Origin of the sequence: Micromonospora sp. WMMA1923, from assembly GCF_049179195.1 — a bacterium.
In the GTDB taxonomy this organism is placed as follows: domain Bacteria; phylum Actinomycetota; class Actinomycetes; order Mycobacteriales; family Micromonosporaceae; genus Micromonospora; species Micromonospora yangpuensis.
Genome location: NZ_JBMHLZ010000001.1, coordinates 3,759,744 through 3,785,500 on the forward strand (window position 1 = coordinate 3,759,744; position 25,757 = coordinate 3,785,500).

Below are 25,757 nucleotides of genomic sequence, written 5' to 3' on the forward strand. Positions count from 1 at the left end.
GACCGACTCCTGCGGAGGCGTGATGCGCATTCCCCGTACCCCCGGTCGTCGCCGGTCGAGCGCGGTGGCCGCGCTCGCCGTCACCGCCGGTCTGACCCTGGCCGCCGCCCCACCCGCCACGGCCGGCCCGACCACCGGGGGCCGGGCCGCGACCGAGGCGGCCGCGCTGGCCCGCGCGGCCGGCCAGGACCCCGTCGGGTACGTCCGGCTGGCCCATCTCTCCCCCGACACCCCGGCGGTCGACGTGTACCTGAGCGCGCCGGACGCCGCCGAACCCCGGGTCTTCCCCGCCGTCGGGTACGGGGCGGTGTCCACGTACCTGCCGGTGCCGGCCGGCCGGTACGCGGTGGCCATGCGCACGGCGGGCGCACCCGCCGACGAGCAGCCGGTGCTGACCACCGAGGTGGCGGTGACCGCCGGCGAGGCGTACACGGTCGCCGGGGTGGGCCGCTACGCCGACCTGGGGCTGCGGGTGCTCACCGACGACCTCACCGCCCCACCCCGGGGGCAGGCCAAGGTACGGGTGGTCCAGGCCTCGGTCCGCGCGCCGGTGCTGGACGTGACCGCCGTCGACGGCCCGCCCATCGCCGAGCAGGTGCAGTTCGCCACCAGCACCGGGTACCGCCCGGTCGAGCCCGGCCCGTGGCGGCTACGGCTCGGCGGCACCAACGGTCCCCGTACCGACGCCCGGGTCACCCTGACCGGTGGCGCGGTCTACTCGCTGCTGGTGCTCGACGCCGAGCGCGGCGGGCTCACCGCCGAGCTACGCGAGGACGCCCGAGGTGGCACGGTCACCCCGACCGGCGGCGTGGACACCGGCGCCGGCGGCCTGGCGCTACCCGGCGGGGTGGCGCTACCCGGCGGGGTGGCGCTACCCGGCGGGGTGGCCCTGCCCGGCAGCGCCGACGACGCCCAGCCGACCAGCGCCGAGGCGGCCGGATCGGCCGGTACCGAGGCTGGCGACGCCGAAAGGGCCACCGGCGGGACGTACCCGATGATCGTGGGTGCCGGGCTCGCCACGGTGACCCTGGTCGGTGGGCTGGTGCTGCTGCGGCGCAGGTGGCGGCCGGTCCGGTGAGTTCCCGGCCCGGCGGCTCGGCGATCCGGCGGCACCGTCGCCGGTCGCCGCTGCTCGGGCTGGTCGCGGCCGGTGCGGCGCTCGGGGTGGCGGTCGGCACCGGCGTCGGCGTGGCCACCACCGACCCCGGCGGGTCGGCGGCCGGCTGGCAACCGGGCTGCGCCGAGCACTGTCCGCCGGCCACCGCCGGCACCGCGCCGACCGGTCCACCCACCCGGGTACGCGTACCGCGCATCGACGTCGACTCCCCACTGACCGTGCTCGGGCTGGACCGCACCGGCGCGCTGACCCCGCCGGCCGACTTCGACCGGGCCGGCTGGTACGGCGGTGGCCCCGCCCCCGGCGACCCCGGCCCGGCGGTGCTCGCCGGCCACCTGGACTCCCGGCACGGCCCGGCCGTCTTCGCCCGCCTCGGCGAACTACGCCCCGGTGACCGGGTCCAGGTGTGGCGCGGCGGCACACCGGTGTCGTTCCGGGTGACCCGCACGGTACGGGTGGCCAAGGGCGAGTTCCCCACCACCGCCGTGTACGGCCCGACCCCCGTGCCGGAGCTGCGCCTGGTCACCTGCGGCGGCGACTTCGACCGGACCACCGGCCACTACCGGGACAACGTGGTGGTCTTCGCGGTCACCGACGACCCCGCCGACCCGTTCCCGACCTCGACCGCACCGACCCGCCCGCTTCCGCCAGCGGACGGTTACTCGTCCGACTGATCGTCCGGCATCTGGCGACCTCGCCGGATCGCCTCGTCGTAGAGACCCATGTCGACCGCGTCCGCAGTCAACTCGTCCAGTGCCTCCCGGCGTGTTCTCGGCCGGTGCTCCCGGCCTTCGGAAAGCCCGGTCATCGCGGGATCGGCAAGCACGAAGACCCGCCGCAACACCTCCTCGAAGCTCTGCGGCAGTCGATCGTCGAGGCGATGCCTGCGCCGCCAAACGGCCCAGCGCCGCTGAGCGAGCGTCGCATAGCCGTCGAGAGCCTGACTCAACGGCACGAGCGTCACCTCGCGGTACTCGGCCACCCTTCGTACGGCTGCGGCAAGCTCGTCGCCATCGACGTCGTGCCGGCCTGACAGCAGGTAGACGTCGGCGAAGTCGCGCCATCGGGTGTTTGCCACACCGCGCTGCAATGCCGTCACCAGCTTTTCGGCGTACACCATGGAGAGCGGATAGCCCGTCACCGCGATCTCACCGTCGAGCAGGCGCGGCAGCTTGATCGACTGCGGCTCTGGCCAGATCGGGTCGCCGACGTTGACGTCGACATGGAAGGCGAGACGGGCAGCGGCGAGATGGCCGCTGAGGCTGACCCGAACACCGGTGTAGATGTCGTCGTCCCGGATGCTTTCCGCAGTTGCGCTAGCCGCGTCGAGCGTCAAGCCGTCGTCCAGATCCATCGCGGCGATGCGACGGACGATACCGAGCACCTGCTCGGCGTCGTTCGAGATCCATCGCCCCTGGAGATCCACATCGCGGGTCGGCCGGCGGGCGGCGTAGGCGGCCAGCAGCACGCCACCCTTGAGGACGAGCTTGTCCGCGTACGGGGATTGGGCCAAGCGGGCGAGGAAGCCCTCCAGGGCATAGATCTGATGTAGCTCGTCGGTCGGGCGGCCGGTGCGGCGCGCAAGATTCTGAAGGTCGAGGTAGGCACGGCCGGCCACGGTGGCTCGGGTCGGGCGCACGGTCACAGCAATATCTCCAGAGCCTCTCGGAGGGGTCGTTCGGCCTGCGGAAAGTATCGAGCCATCGCCAGCAACTTCGCCGGTGCCGCGCCGTCCCGTCTCAGCCACCTACGCAAAGCCGTGTACGCCAACTCTGGGCCCTCGCGGTGCCGGAGGCGAACGGCATCGATGATGCTGCGCTCCGGGCCATAGAGTCCGATCGAGGTATCCGGATCGAGTGACAACTTGGTGCGGCCGATCTCGAAGGTGCCCGGATCGAAGGTGTGCCAGGCGACCGGGGCCACCGTCGCCGGCCGATGCCGGCCACGAGGCAGCGCGACGTCGATGCGGGAGGGAATCTCGTCAGTGAGGCCGTGCCGAGCCAGCGCGCTGGTCAGGCAGAGAGTGGCAGGCGGGGCTCGGCGGGCGAGCTCGATGAGGTCGATGTCTGCGGCCTCGGCGTCGTGACGCCGGTAGAGCCCTCCGCCCAGGGGCTCGATCAGCCCCTGATCCCGCAACCGGTAGAGCCGCCACTGCGTCAGGCCGGCGGCCAGCGCCTGCGAGTAGCTGAAGGTTGCCGGCAACAACCGCACCGACGCCGCCTTGGCCTCTCCCCCTCGCATCACCAAAGAAATCCTACACACCTCCCGGTGACCTGTAACGAATTTCTTCGGTTGTGAGAGACCCGTCAGCCAGCAGGCTCTGTCGGCAGGTGGATGCGCCCGGCCGGGACACCGGCGGCGAGCAGCCGCAGCCGCGACCCGGCCACCATCAGCGGCGGCCCACACAGGTAGACCTCCTGGCCGGGCCGGTAGTGCTCAAGCGCCACGGTCAACGCGTCGCCCCACTCCCCCGGCTCGGCCCCGGGATCGTGCGAGAACGCCGGCACCAGGGTCAGCCAGTCGTGGGCACACTGGAGCTTGTCGAGGCTGATCGCGTCGTAGAGATCGGCGAAGGTACGAGCGCCGACGACCAGGGTCACCCGCCGTCCGGCCGGGACCTCGGCGACCTGCTCGGCCAGGGAGCGCAGCGGCGCGAGGCCGGTGCCCCCGGCCACCAGCAGCAGGTCCGACCGGGACGCCGGGTCGAGGCTCAGCCCGACCTCGTGCGGTGGGCCGAGCCAGAGCCGGTCGCCGGGGCGTACCGCGTGGACCAGGGCGCGGGAGACTGCCGCGACCGCCCGGACGTGCAGTTCCACGCTGCCGTCCGGGCGCGGAGCGTTGGCCGGCGAGTACCAACGCCACCGGCCGGGCCAGCGCTCGGTGCAGACCGGCACCGCCTGACCGGGCCGCAACGGAAGGCTTCGCCAGGGGCGTACGGTCAGGATGGCGACGCCCTCGGCGGCCCGGTCGTGGTCGACGACCCGGGCCGGCCACCAGGCCGGGCCGTCGCCGGCCCGCTCGGCGGCGTGGGTCACCGCCACCGACGCCGACCGCGCGGCCTGTGCCCACGCAGCCGCCGACTCCGGCGTCCCGGGCGCGTACCGGGCGACGGTGGCGACGAGCGCGGCCTCGACGGCATCCTGGTGCGGCAGCAGGCGGTAACGGCGGTAGGCGGAGCCGAGCACGGCCAGCAGCGCCGCCCGCCCAGCCGGGTCGTCGCCGCCGCTGGCCAGCCGCCCCAGCGCGGCGAGGAACACGGCCGCCTCCCGCTGCGGCAGCCGCCCCGGGCAGCGCTGCTCGACCGCACCCCAGAAGTGTTCGGCGGCCAGGTGGGCGTGGCGCAGGGTGGCCGACCACGACGCGGCCAGGCCGCCGGTCATGCGCCGGCCTCGTCCGCGAAGGCCCGCCGGGCCGCGTCGATCGCGCCGGCCGGCACGTCGAGCGCCCAGAGCACCCCGGTCAGGTAGTCGACCACCCGGCGGTGCTGCTCCTCGGTCAGGCCCAGACCCCGCCACGCCCCGACCGCCGGTCGGGCGAGGTCGCCCGCCGGCCCGCCGAGCGCCACCGTGAGACTCAGCGCCAGGTGCCCACCGAGCCGGGCCCGATCGACCCCGACCAGGTACGGCGCCAGCTCGGCGTCCGCCGCCACCAGCCCCAACCACCGCGCCACCGCGTTCCGCACCCCCGCCGACCCGAGAACTTCCACCGGGTACGGCCCGAACCCGCTCACGCCCACCGCCAGGTGAATTCGTCCATGACAAGCCCTTCCGCCGAAATCGAGTGATGGAACGGCACCGGGGCGGGCGGGGACGGCGGACGCATCGGGGGAATGCCCACCGGAGCCCAGCATCCGCCCCGGGCCATGCGTCCACCCTGGTCGGCATGGCGATCCTTGGGTACGACTACGCTCTGCACCTACGCTGTACTACTTCTGAAGTCGAGCCGCTAGGCTCTGACTGGCCGGTCTCTGGCCGAGCGAAGGCGAGTCGATGACGACCGTGCAGAAGTGGACCGGGCGAGAAACCCGAGCGCTGCGCCATGCCCTGCGGATGAGCATCCGCGACTTCGCCGAACATCTCGGCGTCAGCGAACGCACGGTGTCCAAGTGGGAAGCGGGCCGGGAGGGGGTGCAGCCCCGACCGGAGATGCAGGCTGCGCTGGACACCGCCCTACGCATGGCAAGCGACGAGGTGGTGCGCCGATTTGGCGCTGCGGCAGACGCGACCCCGAGACCCGCTGCCGCTGCCGCTTCGGTCGAGGGCTACCGCGTCCAGTCCCACAAGTTCATCCCGGCATACATCGGGGCGGAGGCAGCCAAGGATCTGACCAGATCGCCACAGGTGCAGCCACGCACCCACGAGTGGCTGCACGTGTCGGCGACGAAGGTGCCCCATCCGAGCGGCCGATGCACCGCTCACATCTTCGCCTGTGGCGTGCTGGTGTTCCACCTGGAACAGGAACTCGCCCCCACCAACCTGGCCGAACTCGCGGCCTGGCGGTACGCGAGTTACGAGGAGGACCTGCCGTGGGCAGCCCACCAGATCGATCGACTACTGTCGGCCCGGCCGGACAGCCGGGTGGCAGCGCCGGAGTATGTGATGTCGATGTATCTCCTCCACCAGCCGGGATGCCGCCCCGAGGACCTGGACAACGTCGTCCGGCTGTTGAGCCTGCCTTCTGTCCTGGTCGACCGCCACGCGACGCCTCGACCCCAGCCTGTCTCGGAGCAGGTAGAGCGGGGGTTGTTGGCTGAGGGATTCGACCAACTCCCCGCCGAGCCCTTCGGAATCCCTGGTGTGTCCGTCGGCTTCGCGGCCTGGTCGGGGTTGGCCTACCACGCGATCTCACCGGAACGGGCCCTCACCGCTGATGAACTGCTTTCGCTGGAGATCGATGTGCAGATGCTCTGGGCCTACTGCCGGCACGTTCAGCGAGCAGTGGAGGCAGGCCGAGATCCGGTGATACCGCAGCAGTTCGGCTGGCGCTTCCTGCGGGCCGCCCACTCGCGGCTTACCACCGCACGGGTACGGGAGACGGCTCAGCACTGTTTGATGCGTCAGGCAGCCGTCACGACGAGCGGCTTACCCGAACGCCTGACGCAGGCCCAGGCGGCGCTTCGAGAGGCCGAGCCGATCAGCAGTAGCGGAGTCTACGAATGAGCAGCACCCGAGCGGCCCTGATCGTCATCGACATGCAGAACGGCTTCATCAACGACCAGAGCCGGCACGTCATCCCGAAGGTCGTGGAGTTGGTGGAGCGCTGGGAGGCCATCGGCGGTACGGTCGTCTTCACCCGCTACCACAACTACCCGGGCAGCCCATTCGAAAGACTGATCCACTGGTCAAAGGTGCAGCACCCACCGGAGACGGACATCGTGCCCGAGCTGAGCCAGCACGCCACCCGGGCAAGGGCAGTGATCGACAAGCGCATCTACTCGTACTTCAACGAGGAAGGCATGGACCTTGCCGTCCGGGAAGGTTGGACCGACCTCGTGTTCTGTGGCGTGGCCACCGAAAGCTGCGTCCTGAAGTCGGCGGTGGACGCCTTCGAGCAAGACTTCACACCCTGGCTCGTGACGGACGCCTCGGCCAGTCACGGGGGACAGTTCGCTCATGATGCTGGCCTGACGGTGGCACGACGTTTCATCGGGGCCGGTCAGCTCATCACTGCCAGAGAAGCGATCCTCATCTGAGAAGGCGGGCCCGACGAAGCGTCGGTGCGCTACGGACAGGAGCGGTCGGTGACGGACAACTCGGATGACCGCTCGCTCTACGAGCGGGATCCGGTCGCGTGGCAGGCCCACCTGGCGGAGGGAAACGCGAGGAAGGCCCGCAAGCGCGTCGGCGCGGACGTCCTGATCAGGAACGAGCAAGGCCAGGTGCTGCTCGTCAACCCCCACTACAAGCCGTACTGGGATCTCCCTGGTGGCATGGCCGAGGCGAACGAACGACCCGACCAGGCCGCCGAGCGGGAGCTACGCGAGGAGTTGGGCATTCGGCTGAAGGTCGGAAGGATGCTGGTCGTGGACTGGGTGGCTCCGCACGGCCCGTGGGACGACAGCCTCATGTTCGTGTTCGACGGCGGCGTGCTCCGTGGCGACGAGACGGCGGGGATACGACTGGCCGACGGAGAACTACTCGAGTACCGCCTGAGCCCGCTCGACGAGGCCGAGTCGATGCTTCGACCGTACGTCTGGCATCGGCTTACCAATGCCATGGCGGCGATCACGCTGGGCGGTAGTCAGTACCTCGTCAACGGCGAGCCCTCGTGATCCGGGGGCCGTCTCCTCGGTAGCTGTCCCGTGGAAGGTCTGCCGGCGGACCGTCCACCATGTCAGGTCGGGCGGCGGCCGGCGAAGCCGCAGTCGGCGCGGTGGTACCAGCGCACGTCGGAGTCGCCCTCCAGCCAGCACCAGAGCACCGGCCGGCCGTCGCGTTCACCGGGGAAGTCGAGCAGCACCGGGGCGATCCCCTTGACCTCGATGTCGTGGGCGTTCAGCTCCTCCAGCACCGCGTGCAGCCGCGCCTCCAGCCCCTTGACCTCGGCCTGGCCACCCAACACGGAGACTCCCGAGGCGGCCAGGTCGACGCGCAGTTCGGTCAGGTCGGCGCGGATCCGGATCAGCTCGTCGATGCGGGGACGCAGCGTGGAGACCAGATGACGCGCCTGGGCGAGAGTGAACACCGGGCCAGTATGCGGCACCGACCAGACCCGGGCGACCACTACTGACGGTCCACCCGGGTCACCGCCGGAGTTGGCCGGCCCGTTTGACCGGGATCCATATCGGACACCATGATCCGGTCTCTAGGTACGTGAGGCGGACACGCCTTCGTACCCGGTCCTCACTCGGGAGTCGGTAGAACGTGATCAACAAGTACGGTGGGCGCTGCGGCGCGTGCAACAGCTGGGTCGAGGCCGGAGCGGGCCGACGGATCAGGGTCGGTGACGACTGGGGCTCGTACCATCCGGGGTGTGCACCGGCGCGGACCGCACCGCCCCGGGGTGACCATGCCGGCTGGCACGACCTGCCGTTGGTCGGCTTCGACCTGGAGGGCACCCAGCGGGAGCCGATGCGTACCCGGATCGTGTCGGCGGCGCTGACCTTCCCCGACGGTACCCAGCGCACCTGGTTGGTCGATCCCGGCGAGCCGATTCCGGCGGACGCCACGGCCGTGCACGGCATCACCGACGACCTGGTCCGGGCGCAGGGTCGACCGGCCCGGGAGGCGCTGGCCGAGCTGGGCACGGCGGTGGCGAAGCTGATCGCCGACACGACCCCGCTGGTCGCCTTCTGCGCAGGGTACGACGTGACGGCCCTGCACACCGAGCTGGCCCGGCACGGCCTGCCGGCGGTCGGTTGGGAGCAGGCGGTCGTCGTCGACCCGTCCGTCCTGCACCGCGAGGTGGAACGGTACTGGTCCGGTGGCCGGCAGCTCGGTGACCTCTGCACGTACTACGAGGTCGAGCCGGGCACGGCGCACGAGGCGGCCAGCGACGCGCGGGCCGCGGTCGGCCTGGCCCGGTCGATCGCCGCCCGGCACGAGCGGATCGCCCGGATGTCCCTGACCGAGCTGCACCAGACCCAGGCCCGGTGGCACGCCGAGCAGGGCCGCGACCTCCAGGCGTACTTCGACCGCACCGGCCAGGCCCGACAGGTGAGCCTGGAGTGGCCGCTGGAAACCGCGGACCGCGACTGACCGAACGCTCCCGCATTCCCGCTCATTCAGGGAAACAGTGGCGTCGTGGCCGGCGCAGACCACGGTTTCCCTGATCGAGCGCCATCCGGGGCCGCGGGTGGGCGGGGAGGTCAGTCGGCTTGGGTGGCGAGTTCGCGGGCTCGGTCGCGGGCGGCCTCCAGGGCGGCCAGCAGGGCGGCGCGTACGCCGTGCTTCTCCAGCTCGCGGATGGCGGAGATGGTGGTGCCGGCGGGCGAGGTGACCGCCTCGCGCAGCTTCACCGGGTGTTCGCCGGAGTCGCGCAGCATGACGGCGGAGCCGATCGCGGTCTGCACGATCAGCTCGTGCGCCACCTGCCGGGGCAGCCCGAGCAGGATGCCGGCGTCGATCATCGCCTCGACGAGGAGATAGAAGTACGCCGGGCCGGAGCCGGAGAGGGCGGTCACCGCGTCCTGCTGCGACTCGGGCACCCGTACGGTCGCGCCCAGCGGGCTGAACATCTCCTCGGCGAGGGCCAGGTGCTCGCCGGTGGCGTGGGCACCCGCCGAGATGGCGGTCATCGCCTGGTCCACCAGGGCCGGGGTGTTGGTCATCACCCGTACCACCGGGGTGCCCTCGGACAGTCGGCGGGCGAAGAACGTGGTGGGCAGGCCGGCGCAGAGGGAGATCACCAGCTTGTCGGCGGGGACCTTCGGGCCGATGTCGTCGAGCAGGGCGGCGGCGTCCTGGGGCTTGACCGCGACGGCGAGCACCTCCGCCTCGGCGACGGCGGTGAGGTTGTCGACCACCCGGACGCCGTAGCGGGCGGTGAGGTCCTCGGCGCGGCTGGGCCGCCGGGCGGTGGCCAGCAGCCGGTCCACCGGCCAGCCCGAGCGCAGCAGCCCGGAGAGCACCAGCTCGCCGATCTTGCCCGCCCCGACCACCGCGACGGTGTGCACCGTCTTCGCCATCGGCCGTACCCCTCTCATGCCGGCGGCGCGCGGCGGACCCGGGAAGGTCCGCCGCGCGCCGAGGTGACGATCAGCTGCCGAAGAAGACCTCGGCCTCGGCGTACCGCTCCAGCGGCACGGTCTTCAGCTCGGCCGTGGCGTCGGCCAGCGGCACCCGGACGATGTCGGTGCTCTGCATGGCGACCATCTTGCCCCAGTCGCCCTCGTTGGCCGCGTCGATGGCCTGCAGGCCCAGCCGGGTGGCGAGCACCCGGTCGAACGCGGTGGGGGTGCCGCCGCGCTGGATGTGGCCGAGCACGACGGTGCGGGCCTCCTTGCCGGTCTTGGACTCCAGCTGCTCGGCGAGCCACTGGCCGATGCCGCCGAGGCGGACGTGACCGAAGGCGTCGAGCTCCTGGTTGTGCAGGACCATCTGGCCGTCCAGCGGCTGGGCGCCCTCGGCGACCACGACGATCGGGGCGTACTGGTGGTCGAACCGCTTGTTGACGTAGCCGGCGACCTGCTCGACGTCGAACTTCCGTTCGGGCAGCAGGATCACGTTGGCGCCACCGGCCAGGCCGGCGTGCAGGGCGATCCAGCCGGCGTGCCGGCCCATCACCTCGACGACCAGGGTGCGGTGGTGGCTCTCGGCGGTGGTGTGCAGCCGGTCGATGGCCTCCATCGCGATGTTGACCGCGGTGTCGAAGCCGAAGGTGTAGTCGGTGGCGCCGAGGTCGTTGTCGATCGTCTTCGGCACGCCGATCACGTTGACACCCAGCTCGTGCAGCTTGGTGGCGACGCCGAGGGTGTCCTCACCGCCGATCGCGATCAGGGCGTCCACGCCCTGCGCGGCGAGGTTCTCCTTGATCCGCTCGACGCCGTTATCGATCTTGAAGGGGTTGGTCCGGGACGAGCCGAGGATGGTGCCGCCGCGCGGCAGGATGCCGCGCACCTCGGCGATGCCCAGCGGCTTGGACAGGCCCTCCAGCGGGCCCTTCCACCCGTCCCGGAAGCCCACGAACTCGTGACCGTAGGTAGCGACACCCTTGCGGACAACCGCGCGGATGACCGCGTTGAGACCTGGGCAGTCGCCGCCGCCGGTGAGCACGCCGATACGCATGATCTGCTCATCCTCCTGAAGCATCAGGTTAAGCCCGAATTCACCCCAGGATGTTGGGTCAGGTCAGACCATCGGCGTCGTTGCCGGCCCGGGGCGGGCCGTCACTGCGAACTGTAGTCGCCGTGCCGATCCGCCGACAGCGCGCCCCGGGACCACCGGCCGGCTTCAGTAGCTCACCGACTCGTGCTCGCCCGCCTTCGGCCCCCGGCCGGTCACCGCCGCCCGGGCGATGTCGAACAGGTTGACCATCGTGCTGCCGGGCGCGTCCCAGTACTCGGCGGAGCTGGGGTGCACCTTGATCAACGTCAGGCCCGGGGTGTCCAGCCCGTCGGGGAACCACGCCTTGAGCATCGGGTTCCACAGCTGCTCGGCCCGCTGCCGGTCGTACGCCTCGGTGGCGGTGCCGGACAGCGACACCCAGGAGTGGTTCCGGGGATCGGAGAAGGCCACGTTGACCTCCGGATTCACCCGGAGCTGGCGGATCTTGGCAGAGTCGGTGGCGGCGAAGAACCACAGGTTCCCGTCGAACTCGGCCTCCTGCAGGCCCATCGGCCGGCTGACCAGGTGACCGTCCACCCCGGTGGTGGTCAACATGCAGATCCGGGCCTCGCGGATCAGCTCGGTGACCCGACGGCGGGCGTCGGCGGTGCTGGTCGGCTGCTGACTCATGGCTGGTTACCCCCTCGCGTGCGGCGGCGGAAGTCGAACCGGTGCCCCGGACAGAACCGGTCAAACCTGCGCGGCACCGCCTTTCCGGTGGCGCCGACCCGGGCGGTTCACCGCGCGGTCATCGCCTGCCAACGGGCCAGGTTGTGCCGGGCGTCGACCAGGGCGTCGTGCCGGGCCGAGGCGGCCTCCGGCAGACTCGGCCGGCCCCGGTCGTCCCAGAGCTGGCGCAGGTCCTTGGTGAACCGGGGCAGCTCCCGGGGCAACGCCGGCATGGCCCCCCAGAGCTGTGCCAGCACCACGTGGTCGTACGCGGCGTACCAGGCCCAGAGCTCCAACTGCTCGCCAGGGCGGCTGCGGACCGGCTCGACGAGGAAGTCGTACAGCTCGTCGCGGATCCGCTCCCGGGAGCGCCAGGCCCGGTCGGCCGGGGAGGGCAACTTGTCGAGCACGTTGCGGCGTACCCAGGGCACGGCCCGGGAGTCGTCGAACTCGGTGGAGACCGCGTAGAACTCGCGGCCGTACTCGTCGACGACGCCTATCGACACCAGGTCGACGATCCGGCCGTCCTCGATGAACTCGCAGTCGTAGAAGTAGCGGTAGACCATCCCGGTCATCCTCGTCCACCGGGCCACCGGGGCCGACATCGGGGGCCGGCCGGCCCACCGACGGCGTCCGCCGGTCGGGCGGCGGCACCCGGCCGGACGGTCAGCCCGCGGCCCGACGGTCGGTCAGACCCCCGGCCCGGCGGGCGGCCGCGCAGGTCGCGAGGCAGGTCGGGACTGTCACGCAAGTGATTTGAGGGGTGTACAGCAAGCGACCGGGGCGTCATGATCTGATGTGTACCGCTACCGGACGCCGAACCGGTTCAGATCGCCTCGCAGCGGGGGCTGTCAGGTTCACCCGGCTGCGAATGGTCTTCAACCGGGAAGGGTTCGCCGACGTGGAGATGCGCCTGCCGGAGCCGGGTGACGCGCTCACGGGCGTCGACATGTTCGCCGGCCTGGAGCCGGAGGTCCGCCAGCGGGTGATCGCGGCGGCCGTGCCCCGCACGTACCGCAAGGGTCAGCTGCTGTTCGTGGAGAACGACCCGGGCGAGTCGCTGATCGTGCTGCGGCGGGGAGCGGTCGCGGTGTTCCGCACCGCGCCGACCGGGGAACGCGCGGTGCTGTCGGTGGTCCGGCCGCCGGACGTGCTGGGTGAGGTGTCGCTCCTGGACGCCTCCACCCGCTCGGCGTCCGCCGAGGCGATCGAGGACTGCGCCGCGTTGGCGCTGTCCCGGGGTGCCTTCATGGAGCTGGTCCACTCCAACCCGCGCATCCTCGACGCGGTGATGCGCTCGCTCGGCGGGCTGATCCGCCGGCTGACCGAGCAGAACGCCGACCACGTCTTCCTCGACCTGCCCGGTCGGGTGGCCAAGACCCTGGTCCGGCTGGCCGGGGAGAGCCAGGCCCCGATGATCACCATCGAGCTGAACCAGAGCCAGCTCGCGGAGATGGCCGGCGGTTCCCGGCAGAGCGTCAACCAGGCCATCGGCTCGTTCGCCAGCCGGGGCTGGTTGCGTACCGAGGGCCGGCGGATCGTGGTCACCGACGTGGCCGCGCTACGTCGGCGCGCCGGCATGAGCGATCGCTGACCGCTCCCGGTCGATGATCGACCGCTGCCCGCCGCCGGGCCGGTGGCGGGTGGGACGGGGCCGTCCGCCGATGCCCCCGTTGCAGCCGATACGCGAAAACCGACATTGGGCCCTGGCCGCCACCTGCGACAGGGGCGCTGACTTTGCAAGACGCGGCCCAACGCACTCCCGGAACAGGGTGTGGACGTGTCACGATTCAAGGCACGGCGGGCGGCGCGACGCCGAGGGGTTCGAAACGGCGTGCCACGGGCGCGCGACGAGGAGGATGTCCGGTGTCAGCGGGTGGGGCCCGTCGGGGACGGCGGGACAACGGGCTCGACGCGAGTGAGTACGCGGTCGCCGGCGACGTGGACCCTCGGGTCGGTGAGCACCTGCTCGACGTGCTGGCCGCCGGCGGGATCGCCGCCTACCTGCAGCCCTCGGCCGATCTGAACCCGGTCACCCGGACCACCACGGTGCCGGCCCGACCGGTCGACCGGCTCTACGTCGACCGGTCCCACCTGAGGACCGCCCGGGACTACCTCACCCAGCTCGCCGACGAGGCGACCCCGGAGCGTCCCCGCGACGACGAACCCGACATCGACGCCGAGTGGGCCCGCATCGTCGCCGGCTACCACGACACCCCCACCGTCGACCGGCGCCCCTGGCCGGCGGCGGAGGACGTCGACGACGAGCCGGCCGGCGGCCCCTCCCGGGCCACCGTGGACGACACCGCCGCGCCGACCGCCACCGACGTGCGCCGGCTGCCGTACGCCGGCGACATCTCCGGCATCTCCCTGGGCCGGGACCGGTCGGACGAGCCCTCCCTGTTGGAGGGGCTGGACACCTTCGGCGCCCACCTGCCCGACGACGACAACGACCGGTACCATCCCCCGCCGCCACCGCCGCTGCCCCGGGTGTCGAAGTACGCCGCGGTAGGTGTCCTGGCCATCGTGCTGGGTTTCGTGCTCTTCCTCTTCCCCTGGCTGCTCCCGGTGGACCGGTCGGTGGTCACGCTGCTCGGCTTCACCGGCATCCTGGCCGGCTTCGTCACCCTGATCTGGCGGCTGCGCCCCGGTGACGCCGAGGACGACCCGGACGACGGCGCGGTCGTCTGACCCGGCCACCCCGCCGCCGGCCACCCGGTCACCGTCCGTCCCGACCGCATCCCGGGACGGTGGCCGCCGGGCCGGCCGAGGTAACAGTGGTGTAACTTACGGTCAGTAGGAATACCGCTGTCCGTCACTCCCCTCACCGGCTGCCGGGTTGCTCCCCCCTCGTGGCGGCTGGTCCCTCGGCAGATCGGAATGCCCCGATATGCGACAGAGTTCCCTGGTCGTGGTGGCGATGCGCCTCCCCATCGACGACAGTGTGGCCCCCGACGGGGCCTGCGAGTGGCGCCGGAGCCCGGGCGGTCTGGTCAGCGCCCTGCACCCGCTGCTGCGCAACACCCCCGCCACCTGGGTCGGCTGGGCCGGCGGCAGCGGCCCGGCACCCAGCCTGCCCGACGTGGACGGCGTGCACATGCACACCGTGCCGCTGAGCCTGGAGGACCTGCGCGACCACTACGAGGGTTTCGCCAACGCCACCCTCTGGCCGCTCTACCACGACGCCGTCGAGCAACCCGAGCACCACCGTCGCTGGTGGGAGGCGTACCAGCGGGTCAACCAGCGGTACGCCGAGGCCACCGCCGAGGTGGCCGAGCCCGGCGCGATCGTCTGGGTGCAGGACTACCACCTGCAACTCGTTCCCGGGCTGCTCCGCGCGCTCCGCCCCGACCTGCGGATCGGCTACTTCCTGCACGTGCCGTTCCCGCCGCCGGAGCTGTTCATGCAGTTGCCCCGTCGGGCGGAGCTGCTGCACGGCATGCTCGGTGCCGACCTGGTCGGGTTCCAGCGACCCCAGGCGGCGCACAACTTCGCCCAACTGGCCACCAAGGTGCTCGGGGTCGCCGCCACCGACCGGCGCATCGCCGTCGACGACCGGGTGGTCCGCATCGGCGCGTTCCCGGTCTCCATCGACACCGCCGAGATGTCGGCGCTGGCGGCCAGCGCGGAGGTCGCCGAGCGGGCCGAGCGGTTCCGCCGCGACCTGGGCGAGCCCGAGCGGGTCATCCTCAGCGTCGACCGGATGGACTACACCAAGGGCATCGAGCAGCGCCTCACCGCGTACAGCGAGCTGCTGGCCAGTGGGCACGTCAAGGTCCGCGACACGGTCCTGGTGCAGGTGGCGGTGCCCAGCCGGGAACGGGTCGGGCAGTACCAGATCCTGCGCGAACGCGTCGAACGCGAGGTGGGGCGGATCAACGGCGAGTTCGGCCGGGTCGGCGAGCCGGCCATCCACTACCTCACCCAGCCCTTCGACCGGGCCGAGCTGGCCGCGCTCTACCGGGTCGCCGACGTGATGGCGGTGACTCCGCTGCGCGACGGGATGAACCTGGTCGCCAAGGAGTACGTCGCCGCCCGGGTCGACGACACCGGCGCGCTGCTGCTCAGCGAGTTCGCCGGGGCCGCCACCGAGCTGTCCCAGGCGTACCTGGTCAACCCGCACGACCTGGAGGGGCTCAAACAGGGCCTGCTCTCGGCGTTGCAGGCCGACCCGGCCGACGTCACCACCCGGATGCGGGCGATGCGCGAGCACCTGCACCGGCACGACATCACCGCCTGGGCCCGGTCCTACCTCAGCGCCCTGGACGAGACCGGCTCGCTTGTCGACCGCCTGCCCGCCACCCACTGACCCGCCCGGGGTCGCAGCCGGCGGTCAGGCCTTGGCCGGCTGGCCTCCGCCAGGCGGTCAGGCCCTGGCCAGCCAGTCCAGGATCGCGTCGATCGGCTCCTGCCAGCGGGTGTCCAACATCAGGTCGTGCCCCATGCCCGGAAAGAGCAGCGGCGCGGCGCCGTAACGCTGGGCCGCCCGGTTCAACGCGGCCGGCGGGACCACCCGGTCGTCCGGGCTGCCCAGCACCAGCGTGGGCGGGTCGCCCACCGCCGGCTCCGACTCCCGGTGCGCCAGCAGCTGCCACTGGGCCCGACGGCTGGCCCGCCCCAGCCGGGACAGGTACCGGCGGGCCTGGGCGTCGGGCAGCTCCCGGCCGAACAGCTGCTGGCGGTTGAGCCGCAGCCGGCCGCCGAAGACCGCCGGCAGGGTGCCGGCCGGGTGGTGCCGCAGCGCCGCGCCGAGCGTCGCCCAGCCGCCGAGCACCGGCGCGACCAGCACCGCGGCCCGCGCCGGGTAGCGGGCCAACGCGCGGGTCACCACCAGGGCCCCGGCGCCGTGGCCCACCAGCACCGCCTGGCGCGGCAGGCCCGCCGCCACCTGGGTCACGTCGTGCGCGTACGCCCGCAGCGTCGCCTCCGGTGCCGGCGCGCTCTCGCCGTGCCCGCGCAGACTCAGCGCGTACGCCGGGAAACCGCGCGCCGCCGCGTGCCCCAGCCAGTGCTCGGCGAACGCCCAGGCACCGTGGCCGAAGCCCGGCACGAACAGCAGTGGTGGACGCCCCTCGTCCAGCTCGGGCAGGGCGCTGAGCACCTCCCGGCGGGCCGCCGGAACCGGGCGGGACCACTCCCGGGCCCGCAGCACCCGCACCGGCGGTCTCTGAGTGCTCACTTGCCCTCCAACTCGTGCAGGGCGCGCTGGACGGCGCGCAGGTAGTCGGCGTGGGCCACCTCGAACCAGTGCCGGCTGCTCTCCTTGACCCGCCCGGAGTACCGCTGCCCCACCCCGGCGGCCACCCGCTCGGCGAACGCCGCCGCCCGCTCCGGACGCTCCACGCGGCTACGCAACAGCCGGGCGAAGAGCACCGTCTGCCAGTGCGACAGGGCGAAGATGCCGGAGTCCGGTTGCACCAGACCGGCCACCGCCAGCGTCGGGTGGCCGGCGGCGAAGGCGTTCAGCCAGAGCCGGGGCCGACCCGAGCCGTCGGTGTCGCCGAGCACCGCGGGGTCGAGGAACTCGAACCGGGGCAGGTACCCGGTGGCGAAGACGACCAGTTCCGGCTCGATCCGGCGGCCGTCGGTCAGCTCCACCGAGCCGCCGTGGAAGCGGGCCACGTCCGGCACCGGTCGCAGCGCACCGTGCCCGGCGTAGTACACCAGCTGGCTGTTGGCGATCGGATGGGTCTCGTAGACCCGGTGGTCCGGCTTCGGCAGGCCGAAGCGGGTCAGGTCGCCGACGGTCAGCCGCAGCAGCCGGTGGTAGAGCCACTGCCGCACCGCCAGCGGTACGCGCCACGCCAGCAACAGGTCGTTCACCTGGTCGGCGGGGCGACCCAGGACGTACTTCGGGGCGTACCAGTAGCCGCGTCGGCTGGAGTGCCAGCAGGCCGAGGCCTGCTGGGCGGCCTCCACCGCGATGTCGCAGCCGGTGTTGCCGGCGCCCACCACCAGCACCCGCTTGCCGCGCAGCTGGGTCGGGTCCTTGTAGGACGAGGCGTGCATGATCTCGCCCCGGAACTCCTCCAGCCCCGGGTAGTCGGGCAGCTTCGGCGACCAGTTGTGGCCGTTGGCGACCACCACGGCGGCGTACCGGGAGGTGCGTTCCGGACCGTACCCGCCGGTGCTGCGGGTGGTGACGTCCCAGCGGTGGCCGGCGGCCGGCTCGACCCGGACCACCTCCGTGCCGAACCAGACGTGCGACCGCAGGTCGAAGTGGTCGGCGTACCGCTCGAAGTAGGACAGCAGCTGGCTGTGGTGCGGATAGTCGGGCCAGTCGTCGGGCATCGGGAAGTCGGGGAACTGGGTGAACGGCCGCGACGAGATCAGGTGGGTGCTGGCGTAGACCGGGCTGCGGTCGTGCCGCCAGTTCCAGGCGCCGCCGACGGAGGTCTCCCGCTCGTAGCAGTCCACGCCGAAGCCGTGCTCGCGCAGGTTCTTCACGGCCACCAGGCCGCTGGCCCCGGCGCCGATCACGCAGACGGTCTCACCCCGGTCGGCCACGGACCGCCCGTCGGGTGCCGGGGCGTCCGACGGGTCGGGCTCGGGACGGCCGTGGTCGGCGGAGGAGGACACCGGAAGACTCCTTCTGTACGGCACGCGGGCCGGCCCTGGTCGCCGACGTGGCCGGCGGTGCTGCGCTGCGAAATCCTCTCCACATCGGAGCGCGATGTCCAGTCCCGGCCGGTGTGGTGACACCCCGACGGGTCAGCCGGCCACCGGAAGCAGCAGGTCGGCCAGGATCGGGAAGTGGTCGCTGGCCCGGCGGGTCTCGGGCGTGTCCACCACGTCGTAGTCGACCACCCTGATCGAGGGGTCGACGAAGAGCGCGTCGATGCGCCGACGCGGCTCGGCGCAGGAGTAGGTGAGCCGGTCGGCGCGGTCCATCTCCAGCGCGGCGTCGGTCAACCCGTCGGCGAGGGTACGCCAGGCCGGGCCGTCCGGCCCCTCGTTGAGGTCCGCTCCGGCGACCACCGGCCAGGCCGCCCCGGCCAGGTCCTGCTTGAACGCCGCCGCCTGGGCGGGACGCTCGGCGGGATCGGTGGACAGGTGCGAGCCGGCCAGCACGAACCGGGCCCCGCCGACCGCGCAGTCGGCCAACGCGGCACCCCGCAGGTGCCGGCCCGGGGTGAGCGGGAACCGCCGGCAGCTCGTGCCGAGCACCCGGACCCGCAGGCTGGTCAGCAGCACGTTGCCCAGCGACGGCAGACCACCGGCGGCGACCACCAGGCCGAACGACTCGGCCAGGGCGGCGTTGCGCTGCCGCCAGCCGAACCGGCGGGCCCCCTCCTGCACGATCACCACGTCCGGCGCGGCGCTGCGGACCACCGAGGCCAGCGCGGCGGTGTCGTCCCGCTGGCCGTGGATGTTGTACGACACCACCCGCAACCGCACTCCGGCACTCACTGTGCCACCTTCCGTTCGCGACTGCGGGGCTCCGCTGCGCTGCACTCCTCGCGCCTCACCGTGCCGACCTTCCGTTCGCGACTGCGGGGCTCCGCTGCGCTGCACTCCTCGCGCCTCACCGTGCCGACCTTCCGTTCGCGACTGCGGGGCTCCGCTGCGCTGCACTCCTCGCGCCTCACCGTGCCGACCTTCCGTTCGCGACTGCGGGGCTCCGCTGCGCTGCACTCCTCGCGCTTCACAGGCGACGGGCGAGGTCGGCGGCGCCGATGACGCCGGCGCTGTTGCCCAGCTCGGCCGGGCGGATGTCGGCGACCGGCAGCCGGCCGCGCTGGGCCAGCGCGTCGGCGAAGGAGCGCCGGGTGGGGCCGAGCAGCAGGTCACCGGCGTCGATCACGCCGCCGCCGACCACCAGGGCCTGCGGGTCGAGGATCTGGGCCATGTCGGCCAGGCTGGTGCCCAGCCAGCGGCCGATCTGGGCGAACGCCTCGGAGGAGACCGGGTCACCGCCCTGGGCCGCGGCGGTCACCATCGGGCCGGTGATCGCCTCGGCCTCCCCACCGGCGAGTTCGAGCAGGGCACCGGCCCGGTGCGGCTCCTGGCGGGCCCCGGCACGGGCGAAGCGGACCAGCGCGTTTCCGCTGGCGTACTGCTCGATGCAGCCGAGCCGGCCGCAGCCGCACTGGTGACCGTCCGGGACGGTGAGCATGTGGCCCAACTCGGCGGCGATGCCGTGGGCGCCGCGGACCAGCTCGCCGCCGAGGATGATGCCACCGCCGACCCCGGTGCCGATGGTGAACATGACCATCGAGTCGTCGGCGTCGCGGGCCGCGCCGTAGCGGAACTCGGCCCAGGCCGCCACGTTGCCGTCGTTCTCCACGATCACCGGCAGCCCGACGGCGGCGCTGACGTACTGCCGCAGCGGCTCGTCCCGCCAGGCCAGGTTGGGCGCGAAGAGCACGGTGGAGCGGGTGGCGTCGATCCAGCCGGCCGCGCCGATGCCGACGGCGTCGACCGTCCGGCCCTTGGCCAGTTCGGTGACGACCTCGATGATGACGTCCCGGGTCTTGCCGACGTCCTCGGCGGGGGTGTCCCGTCGGACCTGCACGAGCACTGCGCCGGTGTCGTCCACGACACCGCCGGCCACCTTCGTGCCACCGACGTCGACTCCGATGGTCAGCGTCACCGCTGCCACTCCCCTCTGCTGTGCTGCCGCCCCCGACCGGCTGGTGGCCGGTCGGGTGCCGCATGTCCGGTGGTCAGGCCCCGTCGCCCGGTGCGTGCTCGCCCGCTTCGGGCGCTCGCGAGGCGGGCACCGCGGGACCGTCGGCCGGCGGCCGGGGCGTGACCGGCGCGCCGGGCCCGACGACCTCGGCGGGCGGTACGGCGGCGGCCCGAGCAGCCGCGTCCCCCGAACGGGTCGCGGCGGACCAGACGTCCTGCTCCGGCGCCGAGGCAGAATCATGCCCGGTGCGGGTGGCCTCGCGCCAGACGTGATCCGCGTTCGCGTCGGTTCCGGTGGCTGCGGCCGACGGCCCGGCGGCCCCGGCGCCCCCGGTGGCCACCGGCGATGCCGACGACGGCGGTCGATCGTCGGCGCTGGCGAAGGCGCGCATCATGCTGGCCACCCCCGCCGCAAGATCACCGGCGCCGGTGGCGAGCCGCTCGGCGAACTCGGGACTCGGGTCACGCATCGCGACGATGGCCCGGCAGAGCGGACAGACGCAGCATTCCGGCGTGCCGGTGGCGAAACCTCCGGCGGGTGCCGCCGGCCGGGTGCGGGACGACCCACCGGGGCCGCCACTGTGACCGAGGACACCCGACAGCATCCCACCGAGCGGACCCCAGGCCTGCGCCGCCCGGGAACCGGACGAGGCGAGCCGGGCCGCCGCGAGCAGGGTGGCGACCAGCCGCTCCGCCTCTTCCCGGGCCGAGCCCGGTTCTGCCTCAGCCATGGTCGGCTCCCCCTGTCGTGGCGACCGTGCCGCCGGGCGCGTCACTGCGCAGCATCAGGTGTCTCTACCCGGCGCTTGAGTTGCTTCAACGCGGTATCCATGATCATTTTCTCGGCCTTGCGGCGAAACATCCCGATCATCCCGACCGAGAGCTCCACCTCGAGGGTGTAGGTCACCGTGGAGGTGCCATCGGCATTGCCGACGATGTCGTACGACCCCCGCTGGGCGCGCTGCATCCGCGAGGGGGCCACCAGGTGCCACTCGATGTGCGACAGGTCCTCGGCGTAGGCGTACGCCAGGACGTACTCGTCGGCCATCACCCCCGCGTCGATGGTGAACCGCACCTGGCTGGCGTACCCGTCGGTGTACTCCTCGACCACCTCGGTGCGCCGCACCGTCTCGGTCCACTCGGGGTAACGCGGGAAGTCGCAGATGACCGCGGCCACCCGTTCCGGTGGCGCGGCGACGACGATCGACTGGGTGGAGGAGTCCGCCATGGGGGGAGGCTACCCGGCGGCGGTCCCGCCCGCGCCGGGTCCCACCCCGGCCTGCCTGCCCGGCCCGCCCGGCCGAGCAGGTAGGTTTCGACACAGCCGACCCGCCGGCTGGGTGGCACAGGACGAGTACGAGGGAGTGCCAGGTGCGCGAGTTCTCCGTTCCGCCGGTCGTCACGGTCGGCGATTCGGCCAACCTGACCGACCCGGTCTGGAGCAACGCCGAGTCCGCCCCGGACGTCGTGCAGTTCAGCCGTCCCGACCCGGTCGGCGGAGCCGGCTGGGTCGACGTGACCTGCCGGCAGTTCCGCGACGAGGTGGTCGCGGTGGCCCAGGGCCTGGTCGCGGCCGGTATCTCCCCCGGCGACCGGGTCGCCCTGATGAGCCGGACCCGCTACGAGTGGACCCTGGTCGACTACGCCATCTGGGCGGCCGGCGCGGTTACCGTGCCGATCTACGAGACCTCCAGCGCCGAGCAGGCCGCCTGGATCCTGGGCGACTCCGGCGCGGTCGCCGTCGTGGTGGAGACCACCGCCCACGCCACCCTGGTCGCCGGGGTCACCGACCGGCTGCCCGCGCTGAGGACCGTGTGGCAGATCGAGACCGGTTGCGTGGCGGAGCTGACCACCGCCGGCGAGGCGGTCGACCCGGCCGAGATCGAGCGGCGGCGGGCGGCGTTCCGGGCCGACGACGTGGCCACGATCATCTACACCAGCGGGACCACCGGCCGACCGAAGGGCTGTGTGCTCACCCACCGCAACATGTACGCCGACATCGCCAACGCGGTGCCGGTGCTGCCCAACCTGTTCAACGCGGGCGCGTCGACCCTGCTCTTCCTGCCCCTGGCGCACGCCTTCGCCCGGCTGATCCAGATCGGCGTGGTGCAGGCCCGGGCGACCATGGCGCACTGCGGCGACCCCACCAACCTGGTGCCCGAGCTGCAGCGGTTCCGGCCGACCTTCGTCCTGTCGGTGCCCCGGGTCTTCGAGAAGGTCTACAACGGGGCCCGGCAGAAGGCCGAGGCCGGCGGCAAGGGCCGGATCTTCGACCGGGCCGAGAAGGTGGCCGTGGCCTGGAGCGAGGCCCAGGACACCCGCGGCGGCCCCGGCCTCGGGCTGCGCGTCCAGCACGCGCTCTTCGACCGGCTGGTCTACGGCAAGCTGCGGGCGGCGCTCGGCGGCCGGTGCCGGGACGCGATCTCCGGCGGGGCGCCGCTGGGTGCCCGGCTCGGCCACTTCTTCCGCGGCATCGGGGTGACGGTCTACGAGGGCTACGGCCTGACCGAGACCTCCCCCGCCGCCGCGGCGAACCTGCGCGACGCCATCCGGATCGGCACCGTGGGCCGCCCGCTGCCCGGGGTCACCATCCGGATCGAGGACGACGGCGAGATCCTCATCGCCGGTGACCTGATCTTCCAGGGGTACTGGCACAACGACGAGGCGAGCGCGGAGGCGCTGACCAGCGACGGCTGGTTCCGCACCGGTGACCTGGGCCACCTCGACAACGACGGTTTCCTCACCATCACCGGCCGCAAGAAGGAGATCATCGTGACCGCGGCCGGCAAGAACGTCGCCCCGGCCGTGCTGGAGGACCAGGTCCGGGCGCACCCGCTGGTCAGCCAGTGCGTGGTGGTCGGCGACCGGCAGCCGTTCGTCGCGGCCCTGGTCACCATCGACGAGGACGCCTTCGCCACGTGGCGCACCTCGGCCGGGGTGCCGGCCGGGGCCACCGTCGCCGACCTGCGGGACGACGAGACCCTGCGGGCCGCGGTACAGGAGGCCGTCGACGCCGCCAACCAGGAGGTCTCCCGGGCCGAGGCGATCAAGGTGTTCCGGATCCTGCCCCACGACTTCACCGAGGCGACCGGCGAGCTGACCCCCTCGATGAAGGTCCGGCGCCAGGTAGTCCAGAAGACGTACGCGGCGGAGATCGCCGACATCTACCGTCGCTGACTACGATCCGTCACGTGCCCGCCTCGACATCCGCCCGGTCCCGTCCGCACCCGCTGGCCGTCGCCGCCCGACTGGTGATGCTGGCGCTGGTCGCCGTCCTCACCCTGCTCGCCACGGCAGACCCGGCCCAGCTCTGGTGGGTGGCCCTGCTCGCCGCCGCCGGAGTGCCCGCCCTGCTGGCCCCCCAGCACCGACTGCTCGGCCCGCTCAGCCGGCTGGCCGAGGCGGTGCTGCTCGGGCTCGCGGCCAGCCAGGTGGCCGCCGTGGCCACCCTCGGCGGGACGACCCCGGGTGTCGGCGCGTCGGCGGTGCTGCCGTACCTGGCGGTGCCGGTGACGGTGACCGCGCTGCGGCGACGGTTCGTCGAGGGCGGTGTGCTGGTCGGGGTCACCGCGCTGATCCTGCTGGTCAGCGGGGCGTTCACCGTCGTCGACGGGCAACGCCAGCTCGTCCAGCCCGGCTACCTGGCGGTCTGCGCCCAGTGGCTGATCCTGGCCGGCCTGGGCTTGGCCACCGGCTGCGCGCTGCAGAAGCTGGTCCGGGTACGGGCCGAGAGCGCCCCCCAGCCGTACGCCGAGGCGACCCGCCTGCTGACCCAGCTGCGTACGGTCGCCCGTCAGCTGCCCGGGGCCACCCTCGACCCGGGCGGCATCTCCGAGCACCTGCTGGAGGAGCTGCGTACCGTGGCCCGCGCCGACCGGGCGGCGGTCCTCTCCGCCAGCGGCGGTGGCCGGCTGGTGGTGCTCGCCCAGGTCGGCGCGGAGCGGGTCGACTGGGAGACGACGCTGGACGCCGACTCGGCCATCGCCGACGCCTGGGCCAGCCAGCAGCCGCAGACCGCCGCCCGCACCCAGGCCCGCTCGCACGCCGGTGGGGACGTCTCGGCGCTGATCGTGCCGCTGGTGGCCGGGGTCCGCACGGTGGGTCTGGTGGTGTTGGAGGCCGACGCCGGGCAGGCCTACCCGGCACCGGTGGTGGCCGGGGTGACCGCCCTGACCGGCCCGGCCGCGCTGCGGCTGGAGGCGGCGCTGCTCTTCGACGAGGTCCGCTCGCTGGCCACCAACGAGGAGCGGCAGCGGCTGGCCCGGGAGATCCACGACGGGGTGGCGCAGGAGCTGGTGATGGTCGGCTACGGCATCGACAACGCGCTGGCCACCGTGCACGACGACACCGAGGAGACCGCCGAGAGCCTGCGCGCGCTGCGGCACGAGGTGACCCGGGTGATCACCGAGCTGCGGTTGAGCCTGTTCGAGCTGCGCAGCGAGGTGGACCGACACGGTGGGCTGGCCGCCGCGATCGCCGAGTACGCCCGCACCGTGGGCGCCTCCGGTGGACTTCGGGTGCATCTGTCGCTGGACGAGTCCACCGCCCGGCTGCCGGCGGCCACCGAGGCCGAGTTGCTGCGCATCGCGCAGGAGGCGGTGACCAACGCCCGCAAGCACGCCGGAGCCGCCAACCTCTGGGTCACCTGTGAGGTGGATCCCCCGTACGCCCAGATCGAAGTGTCGGATGACGGTCACGGCATCGGTGACCAGCGCGCCGAGGGGCACTATGGTCTTGCGATCATGGCCGAGAGGGCGGAACGTATCCGGGGCCGGCTGGAGATCAGGCCACGGCAACCCAGCGGGACGACCGTGGCGGTGGTGGTCGGCTCCTCGCCTCGGCGCGATAACGTGCGCGGTAGCGCAGCAGCAGCAGAAGGGCAGGAAACCCGAGGATGACCACTCCGACACCGGCCACCCGCACCAAGGTCCTCCTGGTCGATGACCACGACCTGATCCGTAAGGGGCTGCGGCACGCCTTCGAGCGTGACCGGCAGTTCGAGGTCGTCGGCGAGGCCGCCACCGCTGCCGAGGGCGTCCGGCAGGCCGGCGCCCTCCAGCCGGACGTGGTGATCATGGATCTGCGCCTGCCGGACGGCAGTGGTCTGGAGGCGACCCGGGCGCTGCGCAAGTCCAGCTCCTCGATGGGGATCGTCGTGCTCACCATGTACGCCGGCGACGACCAGCTCTTCGGCGCGTTGGAGGCCGGCGCGAGCGCGTTCGTGCCGAAGACCGCCCCGGCCGACGAGGTGGTGGCCGCCGCCCGGCACGCCGCCTCCTCCCCCAGCGCGTTCACCGCCGCCGACCTGGCCGAGGCGATGAAGCGCCGGCTGGCCCCGTCCGGCCCGCAGCTCTCCCCCCGGGAGGGCCAGGTGCTGCGGCTGCTCGCCGACGGGATGAGCGTGGCGGGCATCGCCAAGCAGCTCTTCGTCAGCGAGTCCACCGCCAAGACGCACATCTCGAAGCTCTACGAGAAGCTGGGCGCGGCCAACCGGGCCCAGGCGTTGATGACCGCGCTGCGGCTGGGTCTGCTGGAGGCCCCGGACGCGCCGAAGTTCTGATCGACCGCCACGGAGG

The 25,757-nt window shown here is 72.7% G+C and carries 27 protein-coding genes; 12 read left to right on the top strand and 15 right to left on the bottom strand.

Translation table 11 applies throughout. The features are described 5' to 3' along the window. The first annotated feature begins 22 nt into the window (after positions 1–22). Positions 23–1,078, top strand: a complete 1,056-nt coding sequence (locus ACN28G_RS16830; RefSeq protein WP_421479622.1) for a DUF4397 domain-containing protein — start codon at positions 23–25, stop codon at positions 1,076–1,078. Further along, positions 1,075–1,791 carry a class F sortase gene (locus ACN28G_RS16835; protein ID WP_421479624.1) on the top strand — a complete coding sequence of 239 codons (717 nt, stop codon included), beginning with the start codon at positions 1,075–1,077 and terminating at the stop codon, positions 1,789–1,791. The genes ACN28G_RS16830 and ACN28G_RS16835 overlap by 4 nt, the downstream gene beginning before the upstream one ends. On the opposite strand, the gene ACN28G_RS16840 is transcribed toward ACN28G_RS16835, so the two are convergent. The 4 genes from ACN28G_RS16840 to ACN28G_RS16855 form a co-directional block, all read right to left on the bottom strand. Further along, positions 1,776–2,762: a nucleotidyl transferase AbiEii/AbiGii toxin family protein gene (locus ACN28G_RS16840; RefSeq protein ID WP_421479626.1), complete on the bottom strand. Its 987-nt coding sequence runs from the start codon at positions 2,760–2,762 to the stop codon at positions 1,776–1,778. The genes ACN28G_RS16835 and ACN28G_RS16840 overlap by 16 nt on opposite strands. Then, entirely contained in the window at positions 2,759–3,328 is a 570-nt protein-coding gene (locus tag ACN28G_RS16845; RefSeq protein WP_421479628.1) for a type IV toxin-antitoxin system AbiEi family antitoxin domain-containing protein, read from the bottom strand. The genes ACN28G_RS16840 and ACN28G_RS16845 overlap by 4 nt, the downstream gene beginning before the upstream one ends. A gap of 95 nt (positions 3,329–3,423) precedes the next feature. Continuing rightward, positions 3,424–4,497, bottom strand: a complete 1,074-nt coding sequence (locus ACN28G_RS16850) for an FAD-binding oxidoreductase (RefSeq protein ID WP_421479630.1) — start codon at positions 4,495–4,497, stop codon at positions 3,424–3,426. After that, positions 4,494–4,787 carry a hypothetical protein gene (locus ACN28G_RS16855; RefSeq protein WP_421479631.1) on the bottom strand — a complete coding sequence of 98 codons (294 nt, stop codon included), beginning with the start codon at positions 4,785–4,787 and terminating at the stop codon, positions 4,494–4,496. Before ACN28G_RS16855 ends, ACN28G_RS16850 begins: the two co-directional genes overlap by 4 nt. 319 nt (positions 4,788–5,106) lie before the next feature. Here ACN28G_RS16855 and ACN28G_RS16860 point away from each other — a divergent pair, with 319 nt between their 5' ends. The 3 genes from ACN28G_RS16860 to ACN28G_RS16870 are packed head-to-tail and all read left to right on the top strand — an operon-like array spanning position 5,107 to position 7,388. After that, positions 5,107–6,276: a helix-turn-helix domain-containing protein gene (locus tag ACN28G_RS16860; protein WP_421479632.1), complete on the top strand. Its 1,170-nt coding sequence runs from the start codon at positions 5,107–5,109 to the stop codon at positions 6,274–6,276. Further along, positions 6,273–6,809: a cysteine hydrolase family protein gene (locus ACN28G_RS16865; protein ID WP_421479634.1), complete on the top strand. Its 537-nt coding sequence runs from the start codon at positions 6,273–6,275 to the stop codon at positions 6,807–6,809. Before ACN28G_RS16860 ends, ACN28G_RS16865 begins: the two co-directional genes overlap by 4 nt. Before the next feature lie 48 nt (positions 6,810–6,857). Continuing rightward, entirely contained in the window at positions 6,858–7,388 is a 531-nt protein-coding gene (locus ACN28G_RS16870; RefSeq protein ID WP_421479636.1) for an NUDIX domain-containing protein, read from the top strand. 62 nt (positions 7,389–7,450) lie between these two features. Here ACN28G_RS16870 and ACN28G_RS16875 read toward each other — a convergent pair whose 3' ends face one another. Then, a complete protein-coding gene (locus tag ACN28G_RS16875) occupies positions 7,451–7,801 on the bottom strand; it encodes a DUF2203 domain-containing protein (RefSeq protein ID WP_421479637.1) in 351 nt (116 codons plus the stop codon). A 179-nt stretch (positions 7,802–7,980) separates the two neighbouring features. On the opposite strand from ACN28G_RS16875, the gene ACN28G_RS16880 reads away from it, so the two are divergent. Beyond that, a complete protein-coding gene (locus tag ACN28G_RS16880) occupies positions 7,981–8,814 on the top strand; it encodes an exonuclease domain-containing protein (RefSeq protein ID WP_421479638.1) in 834 nt (277 codons plus the stop codon). A 110-nt stretch (positions 8,815–8,924) separates the two neighbouring features. On the opposite strand, the gene proC is transcribed toward ACN28G_RS16880, so the two are convergent. The 4 genes from proC to ACN28G_RS16900 form a co-directional block, all read right to left on the bottom strand. Continuing rightward, positions 8,925–9,743 carry a pyrroline-5-carboxylate reductase gene (gene proC, locus ACN28G_RS16885; RefSeq protein ID WP_421479640.1) on the bottom strand — a complete coding sequence of 273 codons (819 nt, stop codon included), beginning with the start codon at positions 9,741–9,743 and terminating at the stop codon, positions 8,925–8,927. A 70-nt stretch (positions 9,744–9,813) separates the two neighbouring features. Beyond that, positions 9,814–10,842, bottom strand: a complete 1,029-nt coding sequence (locus ACN28G_RS16890) for a 6-phosphofructokinase (protein WP_421480926.1) — start codon at positions 10,840–10,842, stop codon at positions 9,814–9,816. Between the two features lie 165 nt (positions 10,843–11,007). Further along, complete coding sequence (locus tag ACN28G_RS16895) at positions 11,008–11,511, bottom strand: pyridoxamine 5'-phosphate oxidase family protein (RefSeq protein ID WP_421479642.1); 504 nt, start codon at positions 11,509–11,511, stop codon at positions 11,008–11,010. A 107-nt stretch (positions 11,512–11,618) separates the two neighbouring features. Then, entirely contained in the window at positions 11,619–12,116 is a 498-nt protein-coding gene (locus ACN28G_RS16900) for a polyadenylate-specific 3'-exoribonuclease AS (RefSeq protein WP_091446845.1), read from the bottom strand. A 335-nt stretch (positions 12,117–12,451) separates the two neighbouring features. Here ACN28G_RS16900 and ACN28G_RS16905 point away from each other — a divergent pair, with 335 nt between their 5' ends. From ACN28G_RS16905 to ACN28G_RS16915, 3 genes are all read left to right on the top strand, one after another. Continuing rightward, positions 12,452–13,144 carry a Crp/Fnr family transcriptional regulator gene (locus ACN28G_RS16905; RefSeq protein ID WP_091446848.1) on the top strand — a complete coding sequence of 231 codons (693 nt, stop codon included), beginning with the start codon at positions 12,452–12,454 and terminating at the stop codon, positions 13,142–13,144. 272 nt (positions 13,145–13,416) lie between these two features. Further along, positions 13,417–14,241 (top strand): DUF308 domain-containing protein, encoded by an 825-nt coding sequence (locus ACN28G_RS16910; RefSeq protein ID WP_091441252.1) that lies wholly within the window; start codon positions 13,417–13,419, stop codon positions 14,239–14,241. A 199-nt stretch (positions 14,242–14,440) separates the two neighbouring features. After that, on the top strand, positions 14,441–15,859 hold the full coding sequence (locus ACN28G_RS16915) for an alpha,alpha-trehalose-phosphate synthase (UDP-forming) (protein WP_091441254.1): 1,419 nt from the start codon (positions 14,441–14,443) through the stop codon (positions 15,857–15,859). Between the two features lie 57 nt (positions 15,860–15,916). Here ACN28G_RS16915 and ACN28G_RS16920 read toward each other — a convergent pair whose 3' ends face one another. The 6 genes from ACN28G_RS16920 to ACN28G_RS16945 all read right to left on the bottom strand — a co-directional run bounded on the left by ACN28G_RS16920 (position 15,917) and on the right by ACN28G_RS16945 (position 21,409). Then, positions 15,917–16,729 (bottom strand): alpha/beta hydrolase, encoded by an 813-nt coding sequence (locus ACN28G_RS16920; protein ID WP_421479644.1) that lies wholly within the window; start codon positions 16,727–16,729, stop codon positions 15,917–15,919. Next, positions 16,726–18,129, bottom strand: coding sequence for a flavin-containing monooxygenase (locus tag ACN28G_RS16925; protein WP_091441257.1), 1,404 nt, complete (start codon positions 18,127–18,129; stop codon positions 16,726–16,728). Before ACN28G_RS16925 ends, ACN28G_RS16920 begins: the two co-directional genes overlap by 4 nt. 132 nt (positions 18,130–18,261) lie before the next feature. After that, positions 18,262–18,960 carry an endonuclease/exonuclease/phosphatase family protein gene (locus ACN28G_RS16930; protein ID WP_091441261.1) on the bottom strand — a complete coding sequence of 233 codons (699 nt, stop codon included), beginning with the start codon at positions 18,958–18,960 and terminating at the stop codon, positions 18,262–18,264. Positions 18,961–19,195: 235 nt separating this feature from the next. Then, positions 19,196–20,152: an ROK family glucokinase gene (locus ACN28G_RS16935; protein ID WP_175440605.1), complete on the bottom strand. Its 957-nt coding sequence runs from the start codon at positions 20,150–20,152 to the stop codon at positions 19,196–19,198. Between the two features lie 64 nt (positions 20,153–20,216). Beyond that, entirely contained in the window at positions 20,217–20,912 is a 696-nt protein-coding gene (locus ACN28G_RS16940; RefSeq protein ID WP_091441269.1) for a hypothetical protein, read from the bottom strand. A gap of 41 nt (positions 20,913–20,953) precedes the next feature. Then, positions 20,954–21,409 carry an SRPBCC family protein gene (locus tag ACN28G_RS16945; RefSeq protein ID WP_091441273.1) on the bottom strand — a complete coding sequence of 152 codons (456 nt, stop codon included), beginning with the start codon at positions 21,407–21,409 and terminating at the stop codon, positions 20,954–20,956. Positions 21,410–21,552: 143 nt separating this feature from the next. Here ACN28G_RS16945 and ACN28G_RS16950 point away from each other — a divergent pair, with 143 nt between their 5' ends. Genes ACN28G_RS16950 through ACN28G_RS16960 form a run of 3 tightly spaced genes read left to right on the top strand, consistent with a single transcriptional unit; the run spans position 21,553 to position 25,741 of the window. Beyond that, positions 21,553–23,358: an AMP-dependent synthetase/ligase gene (locus tag ACN28G_RS16950; RefSeq protein WP_421479648.1), complete on the top strand. Its 1,806-nt coding sequence runs from the start codon at positions 21,553–21,555 to the stop codon at positions 23,356–23,358. A gap of 14 nt (positions 23,359–23,372) precedes the next feature. Beyond that, entirely contained in the window at positions 23,373–25,079 is a 1,707-nt protein-coding gene (locus ACN28G_RS16955; protein ID WP_091441280.1) for a GAF domain-containing sensor histidine kinase, read from the top strand. After that, a complete protein-coding gene (locus ACN28G_RS16960; protein WP_091441284.1) occupies positions 25,076–25,741 on the top strand; it encodes a response regulator transcription factor in 666 nt (221 codons plus the stop codon). Before ACN28G_RS16955 ends, ACN28G_RS16960 begins: the two co-directional genes overlap by 4 nt. Positions 25,742–25,757: the final 16 nt, after the last annotated feature.

Excerpts from the sequence above, each read along its gene's own strand:
- ACN28G_RS16940 (WP_091441269.1), bottom strand. The coding sequence starts at position 20,912 with ATGGCTGAGGCAGAACCGGGCTCGGCCCGGGAAGAGGCGGAGCGGCTG.
- ACN28G_RS16850 (WP_421479630.1), bottom strand. The coding sequence starts at position 4,497 with ATGACCGGCGGCCTGGCCGCGTCGTGGTCGGCCACCCTGCGCCACGCC.
- ACN28G_RS16915 (WP_091441254.1), top strand. The coding sequence starts at position 14,441 with ATGCGACAGAGTTCCCTGGTCGTGGTGGCGATGCGCCTCCCCATCGAC.
- proC (WP_421479640.1), bottom strand. The coding sequence starts at position 9,743 with ATGGCGAAGACGGTGCACACCGTCGCGGTGGTCGGGGCGGGCAAGATC.
- ACN28G_RS16895 (WP_421479642.1), bottom strand. The coding sequence starts at position 11,511 with ATGAGTCAGCAGCCGACCAGCACCGCCGACGCCCGCCGTCGGGTCACC.
- ACN28G_RS16865 (WP_421479634.1), top strand. The coding sequence starts at position 6,273 with ATGAGCAGCACCCGAGCGGCCCTGATCGTCATCGACATGCAGAACGGC.
- ACN28G_RS16860 (WP_421479632.1), top strand. The coding sequence starts at position 5,107 with ATGACGACCGTGCAGAAGTGGACCGGGCGAGAAACCCGAGCGCTGCGC.
- ACN28G_RS16945 (WP_091441273.1), bottom strand. The coding sequence starts at position 21,409 with ATGGCGGACTCCTCCACCCAGTCGATCGTCGTCGCCGCGCCACCGGAA.
- ACN28G_RS16960 (WP_091441284.1), top strand. The coding sequence starts at position 25,076 with ATGACCACTCCGACACCGGCCACCCGCACCAAGGTCCTCCTGGTCGAT.
- ACN28G_RS16890 (WP_421480926.1), bottom strand. The coding sequence starts at position 10,842 with ATGCGTATCGGCGTGCTCACCGGCGGCGGCGACTGCCCAGGTCTCAAC.
- ACN28G_RS16830 (WP_421479622.1), top strand. The coding sequence starts at position 23 with ATGCGCATTCCCCGTACCCCCGGTCGTCGCCGGTCGAGCGCGGTGGCC.
- ACN28G_RS16900 (WP_091446845.1), bottom strand. The coding sequence starts at position 12,116 with ATGGTCTACCGCTACTTCTACGACTGCGAGTTCATCGAGGACGGCCGG.